Here is a 19,774-nt window from a genome sequence, read left to right as displayed (position 1 = left end):
ACGCCGGACAGCGTCGTCGCTGTGGCAGTGGGCACCCTGCTCGTGACCGCGGGCGCCGTCAGCGACGAGATTCATGAGGAACTCCGGACCGCAGCACGGGAGGCGTACCCGAGTTCGTGTTTCCCGGAAGACGTCGATCTCCCGTCCTACGACGCCGTCGAGCCCTTCTACAGCGGCTCCTCCGTGTCCTGCCCGGAGGGTCCGATGGCTTGGCCCGTGACGCGGGCTGAACCCTGGGTTCCCTAGAGGTTCGGCGTGTCCGGCATGGCCTGTCTGCGGCGGCGTTCGCGGGTGACGCGGCCACCGGGGTGGCGGCGGTAGACGTGGCCGCTGGGGGTCACCCACTCGTAGGCGCCGCTGCTCAGGCGGCGGAGCTGGAACTGGCCGCTGGTCTTGAGGATGTGGTCGTGGGTGCAGAGGTCCTCCAGGCCGAGCATGGAGGTGGTTCCTGCGGTGTTCCACGGGACGATGTGGTCGAGCTGGCAGCGGCGAGCGGGGTGGGTGCAGCCGGCGCGCACGCAGGTGCCGTCCCGTAGCCGGATGAGTTCTGCGAGCTCGGTGGGTGGCCGGTAGCGGGTGCGGCCGTGGTCCAGGATGGTGCCGGTGAGCGGGTCGGTGACGATCCGTCGCCACGTCCCGCCGAGTGCCGCGGCGCGGGCGACGGCGGGGGAGATGGGGCCGTAGCCCTCAAGGACGGCGACCTCGGCGGGCTCGCGGTCGAGGAGGGCGAGCATGGCGTCCGCGTCGGGCAGTGGGGCGAGCTCCGCGCCGGTGCTGTCGGCCGGCTTCGAGGCCGGTAGGCCGAGCTGTCTGGCGATGTCGGGTGGGAGCAGGACCGAGAGGGGCACGAGGACGCGGATCTGGGCGCGCTGCCCGCCGATGTGGCCCACGGGCATGTGCCAACGACTTGGCAGGGTGCCGGCCCTGCCGGGCGGCGGAGCATCCTCAGGCGGCTCAGGCGGTTCGGGCGGCTCGGGTGGCGCGGGCGGCTCGGGTGGCTCGGGCGGTGGCGCGGTGGTGGAGGAGCCGACCGTGGGCGCACCTGTCCCCTCGGACCGGTGGCTTGGTGGATCGGGAGCGGCCGGATCGGCACCCGTGGTGCCCGGCGGTGAGAGCCGGCCGGCGTCACCCTGCTCCGCGGCCGGTGTGGACGGGCCGGGAAGCGCCTCGGGGGCGTCCGCGGCGGGAGCCTCCTCGACCGCTGGGCTGCTCGGTACCGTCGTGTCGTCCGAAGGGCCGATCGGTGCCGGCGACGGGTCGCGCTCAGGACCCCCTGGCGGGTCGGGTGCCGGCTCGGGTGCGGCCGGTCTGTCGGGTGCCGGCTCGGGTGCGGCCAGGCGGTCGGGCGCCGGCTGGGGTGTCGGCTGTTCGGTGGTCACGGTGGCACCTGGTGGCAGTCCGACGTATCCGAGCTCGAGCGCGGTGTGGCCCATGAGGGAGAGGATGTCGGCGCGGAGCTGGTCGAGGGTGCGGTCATCGCCGCCGGCTTGCGCGGAGCGGGCGGCTGCCTCGAGTGCGAGGTCGATGGCCGCGGCGTCGGTGGCCGGCAGGACCGCGCGGATGCAGGCCATGCCGTCGGGCAGCGGGCGGGGGTGCTCGACCCGTCGCTTGGCGCGGGCGCGGGCGTGGAAGAGGTCGGCGTCGTCGTGGCTGAGGGCGATGACGGCCTTTTTGATGGCCTCGACGAGCTGGCTGTGGGTCTGGGTCCCGGCGTCGTCGATGACGCAGTCCTGGACCAGGACGGCGATCTCGACCGGGTAGTCCTCGAGCATCGACACGATCGTCGTGGCCTTGCGGGCGTCGATGTGTCCCACGGCCAGCGCCTGACCGGTGAGGGCGAAGACGTCCTCGAAGGCGCGGGCGTTGCTCACGATCCGTTGCGCGGCGAAGCGGCTCAGCCCCAGGCGCGGAGCGAGCTCGTCGGCGGCCATGTTCCCGCCCCTGACGTGTGAGGGCAGGGTGCCGCTGCCGTTCATGAGCGGCCGCCGCGACAGCTCACCGGCCACCCGGGTGAGCTTGGCGGTGGCCCACGCGGCGATGCGCTGGTAGCCGGCGGCCATCTCCACGAGGTAGTACTCGTCCACCTCGCGGGGGTCGATGTCCTCCAGCTCGGCGAGGAGCTGACCGTCGGGGGCCATGCCCGCCAGGGCCTGGGCCGACACCGGCTGGACCGGCTCGAAGCTCGGCTGCTCGGTGGTGACCATCGACGGCGGCGGCGTGTCCCCGCCGTCGAGGAACACGTCGGCGGCGTCCTCCTCCTGGGCCCACAGCTCCTCCAGACGGCGCGCGGAGTGCTCGCCGACCTGCTCGTGAGTGCTCGGGTCCTCGAGCCAAGCCGCGTGCGGGTCGAAGTCATCGATGGTGCTCACCGACCCCACCCCCTCTGCGGGTTCTCGACTGCTCTGCCGTCCTGCTCCAAGGCTATGACCGACCACTGACAATCGAGCTTGCCGCTGGCACGATGCTCCGCAATGGACATCGTCGACGACGCCCGCGCCGTCATCGCACTGGTCATGGCCGAGGCGCCCCACCTCCGGCGCCGACGGCGGTGAGCGGCACGACGCCGAGCGTCTACCCGCTGGGCCACCAGGACGGTGCCCAGCGCCCTCGACGGCGCGAGACGGGACCCGAAGCTAGCCCCACTACCTTCGCGATGGACTTAGCACCGCCGCGACTGCGGGAGCGCCACAACTCGACCGGTCCACGAAGAAGAGGGGGCAGCGGCAGCAGGCTCGTTGCCGAGACGGCCCTGGCCGTCCCATGAAAAACGACAGCTGTCGGCGCGGCCGTCGGTAGGGTGGCAGTGCCCGCCGATCTGCGGGCACCAGTCCCCGCCGGCAGTGCTCGCCGGTGGCGGCTGCGCACGGCCGTACCGCTCACCTGCATAGGAGCTCCATGGAACTCGCCGGCACCGCCCTGATCGTCGTCGTGGCGGTCGTTGCCCTCATCGTCCTCGTCATCATCGGCTTCATCTACGCCAAGGTGCGCTTCAAGATCGCCACCCCGGACGAGGCGCTCATCATCACCGGCCGCAAGAGCGGCAAGCCCGTCATCAACCCGGAGACCGGGGACGAGACCACCGACCTGTCCGGCCAGCGCGTCGTCATCGGAGGCGGCACCTTCGTCAAGCCGGTCTTCGAGCAGGTCGTGCGCCTGTCGCTGGCCTCCCAGAGCTTCTCGGTCGCCGCCGAGGACGCCACCACGAAGAGCGGTGTCGGTGTCACGCTGCGCTCCATCGCCGTCGTCAAGGTCGGTGGCACCGAGCGGATGGTGCGTGCCGCCGCCCAGCGCTTCGCCGGCCGTAGCCAGGAGCAGGTCATCGAGCAGCAGACGAGCGAGGTGCTCGTCGGTGTGCTCCGCACGATCGCCGGAACGCTGACCGTCGAGTCGATCCTCTACGAGCGCCAGGAGTTCTCGAAGGAGGTCAAGGACATCGCCGTCCCGATGCTCGCCGAGCGCGGCCTCGTCCTGGAGAACTTCGAGATCCAGACCGTCGAGGACTCCGGCGACTACATCCGCAACCTCGGGCGTCCCCGGGCCGCCGCCGTCGCCCGTGACGCGGAGATCGCCGAGGCGCAGGCCCAGCAGGAGAGCACCGAGCGGTCCAACGAGGCCGCGGTCCAGATCGCCGAGTCGAACAAGGCCCTCGCCCTGCGCAACGCCCAGATCGCCCAGCAGACGGCGCAGGCCCAGGCCGAGGCCGAGGCGGCCAAGGAGCGGGCCGAGGCCGAGGCGCAGCAGGCCGTCCTCATCGAGCAGGAGCAGGTCGCCGTGCGTCGGGCGGCGCTGCGCGAGCAGGAGCTGCAGACCGAGGTCCGCAAGCCCGCCGAGGCCCGCAAGTACGAGGCCGCGCAGGAGGCCGACGCCCGCAAGTACGCCGTCGAGCAGGAGGCGGAGGCGTCCAAGACGACCGCCATCCGCAAGGCCGAGGCGGAGGCCCAGCGGACCATCGCGCAGGCCGACGCCGAGGCGTCCGCGGCCCGCGCCCGCGCCGAGGCCGACCTCGTCCAGCAGCAGCGCCGTGCCGAGGGTGCCCTCGCCCTCGCCCGTGCCGAGGCGGACGGTACCCAGGCGCGCGGCGAGGCCGAGGCGGCCGCCGAGCGTGCCAAGGGTGAGGCCCGCGGTGCCGCCATCAAGGCCGAGTCGGACGCCTACCAGGCGTTCCCCGAGTCGGCCCGTCTCCAGATGATCCTCGACGCGCTGCCCCGCATGGCCCAGCCCTACGCGGACGCGCTCGGCAGCATCGACGACATCACGGTCATCGACAAGTCCGGCGCCTCGCGCCTCACCGAGCAGGTCTCCGTGGGTGTTCAGGAGCTCGGCACGCTGCTCAAGGCCCAGACCGGCATCGATCTCCTCGACCTCGTCCGCGGCCGCGCGGACGACAGCCGGTCGGCGGGCCTGACGCCCGCAGCCGCCGGTGCCGGTCGCGACGAGTCGGGCGACGGCGCGGCGAGCTGACTCCTGCCCCGGCGCCGTCCCCTACGGCGCCGGGGTGTGGCCGGCTCGTTCGTCGAGCCGGACGATGAAGGACTCGGCGGCGGCCAGCTGCTCGACGAGGCGTTCCTTCCGCGTCGCTGCGGTCGCGCGGATGGCCGCCAGCTGCTCGAGGAGCTCGGCCCTCCGACCGGCCGCCGTCTCACGGTCGAGCTCGGCAATGACCCCGAGGACCTCGCTCATCTCCTCGAGCGTGTAGCCCAGCGGCTTCATCGTCTTGATGAGCTCGAGCGTGGCGACGTCGCCGTCGGTGTAGAGACGGAAGCCGCCCTCGGTCCTGCCCGACGGCGCGACGAGGCCGACCTCGCCGTAGTAGCGGATCGTGCGCAGGGACAGCCCTGTCCGCTCGGCGACCTCACCGATCTGCATCCGACCCATCGCCAGCGTCCTCTCCCGCGTTTCGAGCCCCGACTCTATCGACGCCGTGCGGTCCGACGACGCGGCGTGAGGGAGATCATGTGGGCACCACCCTGACGTTACGTTAGGGTTCCCCACGGAGCACCGCGGGTCCGTGCCGGCCACGGTCGGGCACCCGTCGCTCACCGACTTGGCCCGACGGCGCGCCGACCTGTCCTTGACCGCCGGGCGTGCGCGCCTTTGACCACGGGAGACCTCGTGACCTCACCCTTCGCCGGCATGCGCCGCTCCGACCGCAGCCCGATGGAACGCCGGATGGCCCGCACCCAGGACGTCACCTCCGTCATCGGCGCCCTGCGCGACCCGCGACGCCTGCGCACGGAGGTCCTCGCCGGACTCGTCGTGGCGCTGGCGCTCATCCCCGAGGCGATCTCCTTCTCGATCATCGCCGGCGTGGATCCCCGCGTCGGGCTCTTCGCCTCCTTCACGATGGCCGTCTCCATCGCCTTCCTCGGCGGGCGTCCCGCGATGATCTCGGCGGCGACCGGCGCCGTCGCGCTCGTCATCGCGCCGGTCATGCGCGAGCACGGCATGGACTACCTCATCGCGACGGTCATCCTCGCCGGCCTCATCCAGGTCGCCATGGGTCTCCTCGGCGTCGCCCGGCTCATGCGCTTCATCCCGCGCAGCGTCATGGTCGGCTTCGTCAACGCCCTCGCGATCCTCATCTTCCTCGCCCAGCTCCCCTACCTCACGGACGTCTCGTGGCACGTCTACGCCATGGTCGTCGTGGGCATCGCGCTCATCGTCCTCATGCCGCGGCTCACCAGGGCCGTGCCAGGGCCGCTCGTGGCGATCGTCGTTCTCACCGGGGTGACCCTGGCCTTCGGCCTCGCCGTCCCGAACGTCGGGGACCAGGGCGACCTGCCCGACTCCCTGCCCTCCCTGTTCCTGCCGAACGTCCCGCTCACCCTGGAGACGCTGCAGATCATCGGCCCCTTCGCCGTCGCGATGGCGCTCGTCGGGCTCATGGAGTCGCTCATGACGGCGAAGCTCGTCGACGACGTCACCGACACCCACTCGAACAAGACCCGCGAGGCCTGGGGCCAGGGCGCCGCCAACATCATCACCGGCTTCTTCGGCGGGATGGGCGGCTGCGCAATGATCGGCCAGACGATGATCAACGTCAAGGTCTCGGGCGCCCGCACCCGCATCTCGACCTTCCTCGCCGGCGTCTTCCTCCTCATCCTCGTCGTCGGGCTGGGCGACATCGTCGGGTTGATCCCGATGGCCGCGCTCGTCGCGGTCATGGTCATGGTCTCGGTCGCCACCTTCGACTGGCACTCGGTCAAGCCCTCCACCCTGCGCCGCATGCCCAAGAGCGAGACGACGGTCATGCTCGCGACCGTCGTCGTCACCGTCGTCACCGAGAACCTCGCCTACGGCGTCATCGCGGGCGTCGTCGTCGCGGCCGTCATGTTCGTCAACCGGGTCGCCCACTTCACCGAGGTCGTCGAGGTGGCTCACCCCGACGACGACACCCGCGTCTACGCGGTCGTCGGTGAGCTGCTGTGGGCGTCGTCCAACGACCTCGTCTACCAGTTCGACTACACCGGGGACCCGAAGAACGTCGTCATCGACCTCTCCCGGTCCCACATCTGGGACGCGTCGACCGTCGCGACGCTCGACGCGATCACGACGAAGTACGCCGCCAAGGGCAAGAACGTCACCATCACCGGGCTGAACGAGGCGAGCGCCCAGCGTCATGCCCGCCTCGCCGGCCACCTCGGCGGGGAGTCCTAGGACCGGAGCTCGCCCGCCGTCCCCCTCCGCGCGTCGACGACGGCGACCACGAGGGTGACGAGCAGCAGTGCCGCCGTCGCCGCGAACCCGGCGGTGACGGCGAGCGGCCACCCGCTGCCGTCGAGCACCGCGAAGGCGATGGCCGTGATGATGCCCAGCCCCATCGCGGTCCCGATGCGCTGCCCCGTCTGCAGCACCCCGCCGGCGCTGCCGGCGTACTCGAGCGGCACCTCCCCCAGCGTGATCGTCTGGTTCGGGGTGATGACCAGTCCCTGCGCGCCGCCGACGAAGGCGAGCGTGAGGAGCATCCACCACACGCTCACGTGGCCCGCGTCGACGAGCTGGACGACGGCGATGCTCAGCCCCAGGCCGACGATCGCGCTGCAGATCCCGGCGACGACGATCCGCCGGCCGTGGCGCGTCACCCGCCGGCCGGACCAGTTCGCGGTGAACGCGGACAGGACCGCGGCGGGCATGCCGATGAGCCCCGCCTCCAGGGCGCTGCGGCCCAGGCCGTTCTGGACGTAGAGCGCCACGAGCACCCACACGCTCGTCACGCCCATGAAGTACAGGCCGGCGATGAGCGTGCCGGTGGTGAAGCTGCGGACTCGGAAGAGGGCGAGGTCGACCATGGGCGCGTGCCCGCGGTCCCGGTAGCGGCGCTCCCACCACAGCCACACCCCGAGGAGCACGACGGCGACGGGCAGGACGAGCCAGCCGCCCGGCCCGAGGGACCGCTCGACGAAGGGCAGGAGCAGCGCGAGCACCGCGAGGCCGAGCAGGACGGCGCCCACCGGGTCGAGCTCGCGCAGCACCGACCGCCCGCCGCGCTCGCGCGGGTTCCGCAGCGGCCGGGGCAGCCAGCGCAGCGCGAGGACGATCGCGACGATGCCGACTGGCACGTTGACGAGGAAGGTCCACCGCCAGCCCTGGGCCTCGCCGGCGAGCTGGACGATGAGCCCCCCGATGACGGGGCCGATGGCGACCGACACCCCGATGACGCTGCCGAGCGCACCGAAGGCCCGGCCCCGCTCGGGACCGCGGAAGTACTGCTGGATCATCCCCACGGCCTGCGGGTTGAGCAGGCCCGACCCCAGGCCCTGGAGCACCCGCGCGATGTTGAGGCTGAGCGGGTCGGGAGCGAGCCCGCCGGCGATCGAGGAGAGGGTGAAGAGGGCGACGCCGGCGATGAACAGCGGGCCCCGGCCGAGAATGTCCCCGGCGCGGCCGGCGGCGACGAGGACGACGCCGAAGGTGAGGGCGTAGCCGGTGAGCACCCACTGCAGCTCGGAGTCCGAGGCGTCCAGCCCGCGCTGGATCGAGGGCAGCACGACGTTGATGATGCTCACGCCCACGAGCGACATGAAGATCGCGACGAGGAGCACCGCGAGGATGCGCCAGCGCCGCGGGTCGGGGGTGGTGCCGTCGTCCGCCGGGCTCAGGGTGGGCCGCCTCTCTCACGGTGTGATGCCCCACGAATGCTACGCACCGCCGCGGTCAGGTGGATCATGGAGCATCGTGACGACTCCTCTCTCCCGCTTCGGTGACCGTGCCCGCCGGTCGGCGTGGGCCGTGTGGCTGGCCGGCGGCGGGGTCTACTTCCTCGCCCTCCTCCACCGTGCCTCGCTCGGCGTGGCCGGCCCGGACGCGGTGGACCGTCTCGGGATCACGTCCACCCAGCTCGGCTCCTTCGTCATGGTCCAGCTGGGCCTGTACGCCGTCATGCAGGTGCCCGCCGGCGTCGCCATCGACCGCTTCGGCCCGCGGCGCGTCCTGTTCGTCGCCACGCTCGTGCTCGGGACGGCGCAGCTGGGCTTCGCGCTCGCGACGAGCTACCCCGTCGCCCTCGGGGCCCGCGCCCTGCTCGGCATCGGGGACGCCGCCGTCTTCATCGCCGTCCTGCGGCTGGCCGCGATGTGGTTCCCGCACCACCGGTACGCCTTCCTCACGATGCTCACCGGGCTCATCGGGATGGCCGGCAACCTCGCCGCCACCGTCCCGCTCGCCGCCGCCCTGGGCTGGCTGGGCTGGACGCGCACCTTCGCCTTCACCGCGGCCGCGTCGCTCCTCTATGCGCTCCTGCTGCTGCGGCCCGCGGTCGCCGCGCCCTACCGTGCCGTGCCGTCCCCGGACGTGCCCGCCGTCCCGCGCAGCGCCGTCGCCGACGTCCGCGCCGCGTGGGCCCGTCGCGAGACCCGCCTCGGCTTCTGGACCCACCAGGCCACGATGACCCCCGGCGTCGTCATCTCCCTCGTCTGGGGCTTCCCCTACCTCACCGCCGGGCTCGGCTGGTCCGACGCCGCGGCCGCCTCCCAGCTGTCGATCTTCGTCCTCGGCACGCTCACGATGAGCTTCGTCGTCGGGCCGCTCGCGGGGCGCAGGCCCACGTGGCGCTCCCCGATGGCGATCGTCGTCGCGCTCCTCGGCATCCTCGCCCTGGCCCTGCTCGTCCTGTGGCCAGGCGGGCAGCCGCCGCACGGCGTCGTGACGATCGCCTTCGTCATGCTCGCGATCGGTGGCCCCGGCTCGCAGATCGGCTTCCACATCGCCCGCGACTACAACGCGCCCGTGCGGATCTCGACGGCGACGGGCCTGGTCAACGCGGGCGGCTTCGTCGGGGCGATGCTCGCGGCCATCGTCGTCGGGCGGGTGCTGGACCTGCGCGGCGGCACCGACCCGAGCCTGCTCGACTACCGGTGGGCGGTGGCCTCCATCGCCCTCATCGCCGTCTTCTCCACCCTCGCGCAGGTCCTCACGCTCCTCGGGGTGCGCGCGGACATCCTCGAGCGGATGGCGCGCGGGGAGCACGTCGTCGTCCCGCAGACCGAGCACTGGTGGGACCGCGCCTACCGGCGGCTGGCCCGCCGCCCGCGCCCGTAGCGGTAGCCGACCCCGGCGAGGAGCACGACGACGCCGCCCACCACCGCCGTCGGCGGCAGTGACGCGACGAGGACGAGGCACCCGACCACGCCCAGGACCTGCAGCAGCCGCGGGAACCGGCGCCGGCCGCGGGGCTGGGTGAAGGCGGCCGCGTTGGCCACGGCGTAGTAGAGCAGGACGCCGAAGGAGGAGAAGCCGATCGCCTCGCGCAGGTCGACGAGCAGCACGAGGACGGCGACGACGACGGCGAGCACCACCTCCGCACGGTGCGGCACCCGGAAGCGCGGGTGCACCGCGGCGAGCCACTCGGGCAGGTCGCCGTTCCGGGCCATGGCCAGGCTCGTCCGGCCGATGCCGGCGAGGAGCGCGAGCAGCGCGCCGAGTGCCGCGAGCGCCGCCGCGACCCGCACGAGCGGCGCGAGCCACATCCCGGCGACGGCCTCGGCCACCGGAGCGGCGGAGGCGGCCAGCCGCTCCGGGCCGAGGGCGAGCAGGAGCATCACGGCCACGAGGGCGTAGAGCACGAGCGCCAGTCCCAGCGCCGTGAGGACCGCCCGGGGGATCGCCCGCCCGGGGTCGCGCACCTCCTCGCCCAGCGTCGCGACGCGTGCGTAGCCGGCGAAGGCGAAGAAGAGGAGTCCTGCCGACTGCAGGACACCGGACCAGGACATGTCTGTCGGCACCAGTACTGCCAGGTCACGGTCGGCGGTGCCCACCCCGACGGTGACCGCGAGCAGCAGGACGAGGACGACGAACGTGACGATGACGCGGGCGAGCGCTGCGGTCCGGGTGACGCCGGCGTAGTTGACCGCGGCGAGGGCGAGGACCGCGAGAGCCGCGAACGGTCGCTCCCACCCCGGCGGGGCCGCATAGGCGCCGAAGGTCAGCGCCATGGCCGCGCAGCTCGCGGTCTTGCCGACGACGAAGGACCAGCCCGCGAGGAATCCGGGCCACGCACCGAGCCGTTCCCGGCCGTACACGTAGGTCCCGCCGGACGTGGGGTACTGCGCGGCAAGCTGGGCCGAGGCCGTCGCGTTGCACCAGGCGACGAACCCGGCGACGGCGAGCCCGACGAGGAGGCCGGCACCGGCCACGGCGGCGGCGGGCGCGAAGGCCGCGAAGACACCGGCCCCCACCATCGAGGAGAGCCCGATGACGACGGCGTCCCCCGTCCCCAGCCGTCGGGCCAGCTCGTCCTCACCGGCGCTCATGATGGCCACCTCCTCCTCCGGCCGGGCGCGGCGTGCCGCCCGGCGGCACACGGTAGGTCGGCCGGGTGTCCGGACGGTGAACGGGCATCATCGCCGACGGCGGGGTCAGGCGGTCCCGACGTCCCGGCGGCGCAGCCCGACCAGACCGGCAAGCAGGAGCAGGGCGGCGAGCGCGGCCATGACGAGCAGCGGGGCGAGGGCGAGGTCGGCGTCGGGGACCGCCGGGGTGTGGGCGAGGGGTGAGACGTCGCGCGCCCAGCCGGGCAGCCCGAGGAGGCCCCCGAGGAAGGCGACGACCGCTGCCCACACCACCAGCGCCCACGCGAGGGCCGCCGCCCGCGGCGCGAGGCCGTACAGCGCCACGGCCAGCGCGCCGACGAGCAGGATCGCGGGCAGGTGGGCGAGCGCGGCGAGCGTGAGCTCACCGACCCAGGCGGCCTCACCGGTGGCCAGCGCGACACCGGCTCCCACGCCGAGCCCGATGAGCACCTGGACGAGGACTGTCTCGACGAGGACGACGGCGACCCACCGGGCGAGGAGGGCGGTGCGCGAGCTCCCGGAGACGAGCAGTCCCTCGACCCGGCCCGCCCGCTCCTCAGCCCGCAGCTGCAGGACGCCGGAGACGACGAGCGCTGCCGGCCCGACGGCGAGGAACCCGAGCATGACCGCGGCGAAGGACCGGGTGAGGTCGCTGAGGTCGAGGTCGATCCACTCCCCCACCGCTGGGATGTCGGCGACCATGCCCTCGAGGGAGTTCGCGAGCGTCCCGAACGCGAGGGCGAAGAGGAACAGGGCGACGGCCCAGCCGATGAAGGTGCCGGACACGAGGCGCCGGGCGAGGCCGGTGGGGGCGAGCAGCGACCGGGACGCGGCCGGCGGACCGGGGCGGGCGGGCCGCAGGCCGGCCCCGAGGTCGCGCTGCCGGGCGAGGGACACCGCAAGGCCGAGCAGCAGGACGGTCACGAGGGTCGCCACCACCAGCGGCCACCAGCGCAGGTCGACGTAGAGGCGCGTCTGCTGCGCCCACGCGAAGGGCGAGAGCCACGAGAGCCACGAGCCCTGGGGCTCGATGACGTCGCCGACCCCACGGACGAGGAACGCGACGGCCACCGCCCCCAGCGCCATGCCCGAGGCCGCGCGGGCGTGCTCGGTGAGCTGCGCCGTCACCGCGGCCACCGCGCCGAACACGAGGCCGGTGAGGGCGGTCGCGACCCCCAGGGCCACCGAGTCCGCCGCGGCCATCCCGGTCCCGACGAGCGAGGCCGTGACGGCGGCGCCGACGGCGAGGTTGGCGACCGTGACGGTGAGCACGGCGGCGAGCGCCGGGGCGAAGCGGCCCACGGGCAGCGAGCGCAGCATCTCCAGGCGGCCGGACTCCTCCTCGCCGCGGGTGTGACGGACGACGAGGAGCACGCTCATGATGGCGGCGGGCAGGAACACCCACAGCGACAGCTCGTTGGCGAGCATGGCGCCGAAGGTGTAGTCGTCCAGCGCGAACGCGGGCCCGGTCATCATGACGGCGGCCGGGCTGTCCATGAGGGCGGCTCGGGCCTGCAGTGCCTGCGCGTCGGGGTAGGTGTCCTTGAGCGTGGCCACCGAGCCGGCCACGAGCCCGGCGAAGGCGAGCGCCCAGACGAGGATCTGCCGGCGCGAGACCCGCAGGAAGAGGCGCAGCAGCCGGCCCGTGCCGGTGAGGAGCTCCCCGCCGTCGGTGCTCGCACGCGCGGTGGCGGCCGGGGCGGTCGTCGTCGTCATCGTGCGGCCCTCCGCCCTGCGGTCTGGTGCTCCGGCTCGTCGCCGTAGTGGCGCAGGAAGAGGTCCTCGAGCGAGGGCGGGGTGATGGTGAGGTTGTGCACGCCGAGCCCGGCGAGCACGGGCAGCAGCTGCGGGACGGCGGTGTCGTCGACGTCGAAGCGCAGCCGGCCGCCGTCGACGGCGAGGTCGTGGACCCCCGGTGCCCGCCGGACGGCGTCCAGGTCCGCCGTCGTCGTGGCCGTGACGGTGGACCGGGTGAGGTGGCGCAGCTCGGCCAGGGTGCCGCTCTCGACGTCGCGGCCCGCGCGGATGATCGTCACGGTGTCGCAGAGCTTCTCGACCTCGGCGAGGATGTGGCTGGAGAGCAGGACGGTGCGGCCTTCGTCCCGGACCCGGCGGACCTCCTCGGTGAATACGGCCTCCATGAGGGGGTCGAGGCCGGAGGTCGGCTCGTCGAGCAGGTACAGCTCGACGTCGCGGGACAGCGCCGCGACGAGCGCGACCTTCTGGCGATTGCCCTTGGAGTAGGTCCGGGTCCGCTTGGTGGGGTCGAGCTCGAAGCGCTCGAGCAGCTCGGCGCGCCGGCGGCGATGCGCACTGCCCGTCTCGTGGCGGGTGAGGACGTCGATCGCCTCGCCGCCGGTGAGGCCGGGCCACAGGCTCGTGTCGCCGGGGACGTAGGCGAGGCGCCGGTGGACGGCGACGGCATCGCTCCACGGGTCCCGGCCGAGGACCTGCGCGGTGCCCGAGTCGGCTCGGAGCATGCCGAGCAGGACGCGGATGGTCGTCGACTTGCCCGACCCGTTGGGACCGAGGAAGCCGGTGACCTGACCTGCCGGCACGCGGAGCGAGAAGCCGTCGAGGGCGCGGGTGGAGCCGAAGGTCTTGACGAGGTCCTGCGCGAGGATGGCGGTGTCCGACATCGTGTCTCTCCTGTCAGCGTTCGGGTGCCTGGCCGGTGCGGCTCTCGACGTAGGAGTCGAGCAGCGACCGGTCGGTGAGCAGCGGCTCGGTGTAGACCTCGAGGAGCGGGCCGACGATGCGCTCGGAGTAGGCGCGCAGCCAGCCGGGCAGCTCGTCGAGGTCGAGGTGCTCCTGCTGGGCGGGCAGCTGGAGGAGCAGGGCGCCGAGCGCCTGCTCGGTGAGGACCCGCGCACGGGCCTCGGGATACCTGCTGGGCCGCACGATGCCGGCCACCTCCCCCTGCCGGAGGTACTCGACGGCGTCGCTGACGAAACCGTCGACGAGCTGGGTGGCCAGCGGGCCACCGGCCTGCAGCCGGCGCAGGACGTAGCCGACGACCGGCGCGTAGCCCTCGATCTGCGCCAGCTGCGTGAGCATCGCCCCCGCCCCACCGCCGCCGCCGAGCACGGGGGTCTTGTTCTCGCGAGCCACCGTGAGGACGTGGGCGTCGCAGGCCTCGCGCAGCCCGTCGCGGGAGCCGAAGTGGTGGATGATCAGCGCCGCGCTCACCCCGGCGTCCGCCGCGACGGTCCGGAGCGGGGCGCCCACGCCGTCGGCGGCGAAGCGGCGCACGGCGGCGTGGAGGATGCGGGCGCGGGCGGTGAGCTCGCCACCGTCCGTGGCACCGGCTGAACTCATGTTCAACAGACTAAACACGCGTTCAGCGGGGGTCAAGAGGCCGGCGTCAGAGCCCCCCGCGCAGGGCGGCGACCGGCTCGAGGGACGCGGCCTTGAGCGCCGGGTAGGCCCCGGCGAGCAGACCGATGACCCCGCCGAGGGCGGCGGCGCCGGCGACGAGACCGAGGTCGAGGATCGGCGTCCACTCCTGGACCACGCTGATCCCCACGACCGCGAAGGCGCCCAGCGAGGCCCCGATGAGCCCACCGAGCAAACCGATGGTCACCGACTCCGCGATGAACTGGGTGGCGATCTGGCGGCGGCTCGCGCCCAGCGCCCGGCGCAGACCGATCTCCCCCACCCGCTCCATGACGCCCAGCAGCGTGACGTTGGCGATCCCGAGGCCACCGACGAGCAGCGCCACCCCGCCGAGCGCGAGGAAGATCGCGTTGATGTCGCCCTGGACGTTCTCCCGCAGCACGTTCCCCAGGGACGGGGCCTGGACGGTGACGTTCTCCGGGGTGTTCGGCGACAGCGCGCGCGGCGCCTGCTCGGCGAGCAGCGGACCGGCGCCGACGGCGATGCGCACCTGCACCTCGGTGGCCGCCGTGAGGTCGAGGTCGGCGCGTGCGGTCCCCAGCGGGAGGATGACGGCGTCGAGGACGTCCTTGCGGCGGGCGACGTCGTCGATGATGCCGATGACCGTGTAGGCCTCCTCGCCGATGAAGATGGCGGGCTGGGAGTCCACCCGGTTGATGCTCAGCCGCTGGGCGGCGCCGGAGCCGAGGACGACGACGCGGTCGGCGCGGGCGTCGTGGCCCGCGTCGAACATGCGCCCGGTGGCCAGCTCCCCGCGCAGGGCGGGCAGCAGCTGGTCCGAGCTCGCCACGAGGCTGGGCTGGGCCTGGGTGGCCGCCGCGGGGTCGACGAGCGGCACGGAGGTGATCCGGCGCTCCCCGGCGTCGAGGTCGGCCATGAGGACGGCGGCCTCGACGCCGGCCAGGCGCTCCAGCCGCTCGGAGCTGTCCCAGGGCAGCGCCGTGCGTGAGCGGCTCGCGCCGCCCGCCCCCTCCGCGGTGCCGGGCGTGACGACGGCCTGGGTCGCCGCGACGGCGTCGAACTGGCGGGCGATCTGACCGCCGCCGGTCTGGGCCATCCCGATGGTGACGACGAGCGCCGCGATGCCGAGCACCGTGCCGAGGATCGTGAGGGCGAGCTTGCCGGGGCGCGCGCCGATGCCGTGCGCGGACTCGCGCAGCAGGTCACGCAGCCCGAAGCCGTTGCCTTTCACGGCACCTCCCGCAGCACGCCGTCGGTGATCCGCACGCGGCGCTGGGCGCGCGCGGCGACGGCGTCGTCGTGGGTGATGACGAGCAGGGTGAGGCCGTCGGCGTGCAGCTCGTCGAAGAGGTCGAGGACCTCCCCGGACGTCACGGTGTCGAGGTTGCCGGTGGGCTCGTCGGCGAGCAGCAGCCGCGGCGCGGTGACGACCGCCCGGGCGACGGCGACGCGCTGGCGCTCCCCGCCCGAGAGCGTCGTGGGCCGGAAGCCGATGCGGTGCTCGAGCCCCACCCGCTGCAGGGCGGCGTAGGCGCGGCGCAGGCGCTCCTCGCGCGGCAGGCCGGAGTACATCGTGGCGAGCAGGACGTTCTCCAGGACCGTCCGGTGCGGGAGCAGGTGGAAGGCCTGGAAGACGAAGCCGATGAGCCCGCCGCGCAGCGCGGTGCGCTGCCGCTCGCCCACCGTGTGGGTGGGGATGCCGTCGAGCCAGTACTCCCCGGCCGAGGGCCGGTCGAGGAGGCCGAGGAGGTTGAGCAGCGTCGACTTGCCCGAGCCGGAGGGCCCGACGATGGAGAGGTACTCCCCGCGCGGCACCCGGAGGGAGACGGGGTGCAGCGCGGTGACGGCGGGCGGGCCGGGGAAGGAGCGGGAGACCTCCCGAAGGTCGACGACGGGCGGCACCTCGCCGTCGTCGACGACCGTGTCCTCGTGGACCGGCGCGGCCGTCACCGTCCGACCACCACGAGGTCGCCGACGGCCAGGCCCTCGCCGCTGACCTCGACGTACCCGTCAGCCGTGAGGCCGGTCTCGACGACGACGATCTCGGTGCGCTCACCGCCGCGGTCCACCTCGACGCGGCTCTCCCCGCCGGCGCCGGCGGTCAGCGCGGCGACGGGCACGACGAGGACCTCCCCGCCGGTCGACTCGAGCGGGACCGTCACGCGGACGTTGGCGCCGACGATCTCGGCGCGCTGCTCCTCGGTGATGTCGACCGGGACGAGCACGAGCTCGTGCCGGTCGCCGCCACCGCCGCCGCCGCCGTCACCCTCCCCCTCGCCGTCGGCGTCGGGCCGGGCGCTGGGGGTGCGCGTCTCGGTGACGGTCGCCTCGATCTCCTCGTCCCCCACCGTGACGTAGGCCGTGGTGCCCTCGGGGACGAGGGCGGCGTCGGCGTCGGAGACGCTGGCGAGGACCTGGAGGGTCGCCCCGGAGATGGTCAGCGCCTCCCCGCTCACCGTGTCCCCGCGGCGCACCATGACGGAGTCGACCCGGCGCGGCAGGGTGTCGACGAAGACGACCTCCGCCGCCGGCAGCGGGGTCATCGCGTTGTTGCGCGCCTCGGCGAGCGCCCGCGCGGCGTCCTCGACGGCGGTGGCGGCGGCGTCCCGGGCGGAGCGCTCGGCGGAGGTGTCCGGGGCGGCAAGCGCCTCCTCACGCTCGGCACGGACGACCGCCAGCTCCTCCCGCGCCTGGGTGACGGCCTCGGCGCCCTCCGGCGCCGCGACCTGGACGGCTCGCTCGGCGCGGGCCACCGCGGTGTCGAGCCGCAGCCGCTCCGAGCGGGGCAGCCCGCCCGCGGCCCGGTTGACCTCCGCCTGCGCCTGCGCGTAGGCCTCCTCGGCCATCCGCAGCCCCTCGCGGGCGGCGGTGAGCGCCTCGTCGGCCCCCTCCTCCGCGACGGGCGAGGCGTAGCCGGCCTCCTGGTAGAGGGCGTCGACGGCGGCGGAGGTGGCGGCGTCGAAGACGTCGGAGTCGCGGTTGCCGACGCCCAGGCCGAGCGAGTGCAGCGCGTCCTTGAGCTGGGTGACGTCGGGCCCCGAGCTGCCCACGCGCAGCGTGCGGTAGACGGGCAGCTCCCCGGGCAGCACAACGACCGGCCGCCCGGCGACCTCCATGACCACCTGCCCCGCCTCGACGAGGTCCCCGACCTCGGGCACCTGCCCGGTGACGATGGCGGGCCCGCCCATGTCGGTGGTCTCGAGGGCCACCGAGACCGGGTCGTCGTAGAGCGCGTCGCCGCGCAGGGTGAGGTCGGTGGACAGCTCGCGCTCCTCGACCGGCACGGTGATGAGCCCGGCCTCGGGCGGCGCGGCCTCCGCCGCGCGCTGCGCCGGGGAGATGACGAGGTTGCTCACCCCGATCCCGGCCGCGAGGCTCGCGACGGCGGTCGCGGCGACGACGACGATCGTCCGGTTCGCGCGGGGCGGCCGGACCCCGGGCGGCAGCTCCTCCTCGGGCTCACCGGGCAGGTCGAGGACGGCGCCGTCCGGCTCGCTCGGCTGCTGCCGGCGGCGGAGGCGGATCACGCGTCCTTCCCGTACGCCGCGACGACGGCGTCGATGTCCGCCTGGTAGGTCTCGATGAACTTCTCCTCGAGCTCGAACTGGATCTCGAGGGACCGGGCCTCCACGTCCAGCTCCTCCTGGCAGTGGAAGTCGGCGACGGCGGCGGCGATCTCCCGCTCGCGGAGCTCGGCCAGCCCCATCTTCTCCATGACCTCCGCGACGGGGTCGGTCCCGCCCGCGGCATCCAGGGCCTCCCAGTCGAGGTTCTCCCAGTCGATCTCGGCGTCGGCCTGCTGGTAGAGCGCGTCGTACTCCTCGTAGAACTGCTCGGTCGCGGCCGTGGGGGTGGTCATGCCGGTGATGCCGGCGTCCGCCATGCAGGCGGCCCACTCGTCGTTGACCTCCCGCATGCGGGGGTCCTTCTCACCGTCCTGGTAGAGCTGGTCCATCGCCTCGAAGAGCTCGGTGAAGGCCGGGTCGGACCACGGGTCCCCCTCCTCGTAGACCTCGTGGTTGGCCAGGCCCTGGCAGCCGGCCTCCTCCCAGTCGTACTCCTCGACGAACTCCTCGTCCTCGACCCACTCATCCTCCTCGATAAAGGTCTGCGGGCCGTAGAGGGCCTCGTAGTAGGCCTCCTGCTCGGAGGCGGACATCCCGCTGACGTACTCGTCGTTGGGGTCGACCCACTCCTCCTCGGGCTCCGCGACCTCCTCCTCCTGCGCCGACCACGGGTCGGTGGTCACCCCGTAGCCGTACTGCTGGGCCCACTCCTCGGTGTCCCAGTCCTCGTCCTCGGTGACGATCATGCCGCCGGTGTCGTACTCGACGGGCGTGTACTCGAAGCCCTCGTCGGCCATGCAGGAGGCGACGACCTCCTCGACCTCGCGCATGCGCTCCGCCTCCTCGCGCTCCATCTCCTCCGGGTCCTGCCCGCTGCCCCAGACGGCGCCGAGCGCCTTGTTGAGGGGGCTGTCCTCCCAGGTGAGCTCGGCGCTCTCGGCGGAGGGACCGTCCGAACAGGCGGTGAGCGCCGCGAGAGCGGCGACGGAGGCAAGGACGACTCGGGCGGTGCGCATGGGCATCTCCTCGGGTGGGGCGCGCTCCAGTTGCGAGCCGATGCGAGTCACGCTAGTAAGCGGGCCGTCCCGTCGGCGTCGTCCCAAGGAATGATTTCCGCCGTCGGCGGACTCGATTCGGTAACGGTCGGGGGCCAGCACCTAGAGTGGGACGGTGCCTGCAACCATCAAGGACCCGATCGTCTGGATCGACTGCGAGATGACCGGGCTGGACCTCAGCCGGGACGCGCTCATCGAGGTCGCCGTCGTCGTCACCGACTCCGAGCTGCGGCCGGTGGACGCGGGGATCGACCTCGTCATCGCGCCGCCCGCCGGGGCCGTGGAGCAGATGGGCCACGTCGTGCGCGAGATGCACACGTCCTCCGGCCTCCTCGAGGAGCTCGATGCCGGGCTCACGATGGCTGATGCACAGGAGCAGGTCCTCGCCTACGTGCGCCGCTGGGTGCCCGAGCAGCGCAAGGCCCCGCTGGCGGGCAACTCGGTGGGCACCGACCGCACCTTCCTCGAGCGCGACATGCCCGAGCTCGTCGAGCACCTGCACTACCGGATCATCGACGTGTCCTCGGTCAAGGAGCTGGCCCGGCGCTGGTACCCACGCGCCTACTTCCACTCCCCGCAGAAGCACGGTGGCCACCGGGCGCTGGCGGACATCCTCGAGAGCATCGACGAGCTGCGCTACTACCGCGCCGTCCTGTGGCCCGAGGGCGAGGGCCCGGACACGCCCACCGTCAAGGCGGCCGCCGAGGCCGTCACCTCCAGCCCGACGGCGGCCGAGATCGAGCGCCTCGCCGCGAAGGCGGCCGCCAAGGCCGGCGGTGAGACACGCATCACCGGCTCCTGAGCCGTCCGGATTCCACACCGCTGGGGTCCAGCGGCTACAGTGGGTGACTGCTGCGCCTCCCTGAGGCGTGCATGGTGGGTGTAGCTCAGCTGGTAGAGCGCCGCGTTGTGGTCGCGGATGTCGCGGGTTCAAGTCCCGTCACTCACCCGGAGCGCGAGGCCCGGACCGACAGGTCCGGGCCTCGCCCATTTCCCGCCCACTCTCCCC

Annotated in this window: 15 protein-coding genes and 1 tRNA gene; 5 read left to right on the top strand and 11 right to left on the bottom strand. The window is 73.4% G+C overall.

From position 1 onward, the window contains the following. Positions 1-242: 242 nt before the first annotated feature. Positions 243-2,369, bottom strand: a complete 2,127-nt coding sequence (locus ACWPXV_RS11270; protein ID WP_454085321.1) for a DUF222 domain-containing protein — start codon at positions 2,367-2,369, stop codon at positions 243-245. Between the two features lie 526 nt (positions 2,370-2,895). On the opposite strand from ACWPXV_RS11270, the gene ACWPXV_RS11265 reads away from it, so the two are divergent. Then, positions 2,896-4,461: an SPFH domain-containing protein gene (locus tag ACWPXV_RS11265; RefSeq protein ID WP_454085320.1), complete on the top strand. Its 1,566-nt coding sequence runs from the start codon at positions 2,896-2,898 to the stop codon at positions 4,459-4,461. A gap of 21 nt (positions 4,462-4,482) precedes the next feature. Here ACWPXV_RS11265 and ACWPXV_RS11260 read toward each other — a convergent pair whose 3' ends face one another. After that, entirely contained in the window at positions 4,483-4,875 is a 393-nt protein-coding gene (locus ACWPXV_RS11260) for a MerR family transcriptional regulator (RefSeq protein ID WP_454085319.1), read from the bottom strand. A 258-nt stretch (positions 4,876-5,133) separates the two neighbouring features. On the opposite strand from ACWPXV_RS11260, the gene ACWPXV_RS11255 reads away from it, so the two are divergent. Continuing rightward, the gene (locus ACWPXV_RS11255; protein ID WP_454085400.1) at positions 5,134-6,657 is read left to right on the top strand and encodes a SulP family inorganic anion transporter; all 1,524 of its coding nucleotides are present in this window, start codon (positions 5,134-5,136) and stop codon (positions 6,655-6,657) included. Here ACWPXV_RS11255 and ACWPXV_RS11250 read toward each other — a convergent pair. After that, positions 6,654-8,042, bottom strand: coding sequence for an MFS transporter (locus ACWPXV_RS11250; RefSeq protein WP_454085318.1), 1,389 nt, complete (start codon positions 8,040-8,042; stop codon positions 6,654-6,656). The two genes, ACWPXV_RS11255 and ACWPXV_RS11250, sit on opposite strands and share 4 nt — an antisense overlap. Before the next feature lie 133 nt (positions 8,043-8,175). Between ACWPXV_RS11250 and ACWPXV_RS11245 the strand changes: the two genes are divergently transcribed. Next, positions 8,176-9,537, top strand: coding sequence for an MFS transporter (locus ACWPXV_RS11245; protein WP_454085317.1), 1,362 nt, complete (start codon positions 8,176-8,178; stop codon positions 9,535-9,537). On the opposite strand, the gene ACWPXV_RS11240 is transcribed toward ACWPXV_RS11245, so the two are convergent. From ACWPXV_RS11240 to ACWPXV_RS11205, 8 genes are all read right to left on the bottom strand, one after another. Then, a complete protein-coding gene (locus tag ACWPXV_RS11240; protein WP_454085316.1) occupies positions 9,504-10,748 on the bottom strand; it encodes an APC family permease in 1,245 nt (414 codons plus the stop codon). The genes ACWPXV_RS11245 and ACWPXV_RS11240 overlap by 34 nt on opposite strands. A gap of 105 nt (positions 10,749-10,853) precedes the next feature. Then, a complete protein-coding gene (locus ACWPXV_RS11235) occupies positions 10,854-12,503 on the bottom strand; it encodes an ABC transporter permease (RefSeq protein ID WP_454085315.1) in 1,650 nt (549 codons plus the stop codon). Then, a complete protein-coding gene (locus ACWPXV_RS11230; protein WP_454085314.1) occupies positions 12,500-13,426 on the bottom strand; it encodes an ABC transporter ATP-binding protein in 927 nt (308 codons plus the stop codon). Before ACWPXV_RS11230 ends, ACWPXV_RS11235 begins: the two co-directional genes overlap by 4 nt. Before the next feature lie 13 nt (positions 13,427-13,439). After that, on the bottom strand, positions 13,440-14,105 hold the full coding sequence (locus ACWPXV_RS11225; RefSeq protein ID WP_454085313.1) for a TetR family transcriptional regulator: 666 nt from the start codon (positions 14,103-14,105) through the stop codon (positions 13,440-13,442). A 46-nt stretch (positions 14,106-14,151) separates the two neighbouring features. Continuing rightward, positions 14,152-15,375, bottom strand: coding sequence for an ABC transporter permease (locus tag ACWPXV_RS11220; protein ID WP_454085312.1), 1,224 nt, complete (start codon positions 15,373-15,375; stop codon positions 14,152-14,154). Further along, complete coding sequence (locus ACWPXV_RS11215; RefSeq protein WP_454085311.1) at positions 15,372-16,094, bottom strand: ABC transporter ATP-binding protein; 723 nt, start codon at positions 16,092-16,094, stop codon at positions 15,372-15,374. The genes ACWPXV_RS11220 and ACWPXV_RS11215 overlap by 4 nt, the downstream gene beginning before the upstream one ends. Then, the gene (locus ACWPXV_RS11210; RefSeq protein ID WP_454085310.1) at positions 16,091-17,671 is read right to left on the bottom strand and encodes a hypothetical protein; all 1,581 of its coding nucleotides are present in this window, start codon (positions 17,669-17,671) and stop codon (positions 16,091-16,093) included. The genes ACWPXV_RS11215 and ACWPXV_RS11210 overlap by 4 nt, the downstream gene beginning before the upstream one ends. Continuing rightward, entirely contained in the window at positions 17,668-18,726 is a 1,059-nt protein-coding gene (locus ACWPXV_RS11205) for a hypothetical protein (protein WP_454085309.1), read from the bottom strand. The genes ACWPXV_RS11210 and ACWPXV_RS11205 overlap by 4 nt, the downstream gene beginning before the upstream one ends. Before the next feature lie 154 nt (positions 18,727-18,880). Between ACWPXV_RS11205 and orn the strand changes: the two genes are divergently transcribed. Together orn and ACWPXV_RS11195 are read left to right on the top strand one after the other, a co-directional pair. Then, positions 18,881-19,567 carry an oligoribonuclease gene (orn, locus tag ACWPXV_RS11200; RefSeq protein WP_454085308.1) on the top strand — a complete coding sequence of 229 codons (687 nt, stop codon included), beginning with the start codon at positions 18,881-18,883 and terminating at the stop codon, positions 19,565-19,567. 74 nt (positions 19,568-19,641) lie between these two features. After that, a tRNA-His gene (locus ACWPXV_RS11195) sits at positions 19,642-19,714 on the top strand. Positions 19,715-19,774 lie beyond the last annotated feature (60 nt).

This window comes from Georgenia sp. Marseille-Q6866 (genome assembly GCF_965111665.1).
This window is presented reverse-complemented; position numbering and strand designations above follow the sequence as displayed.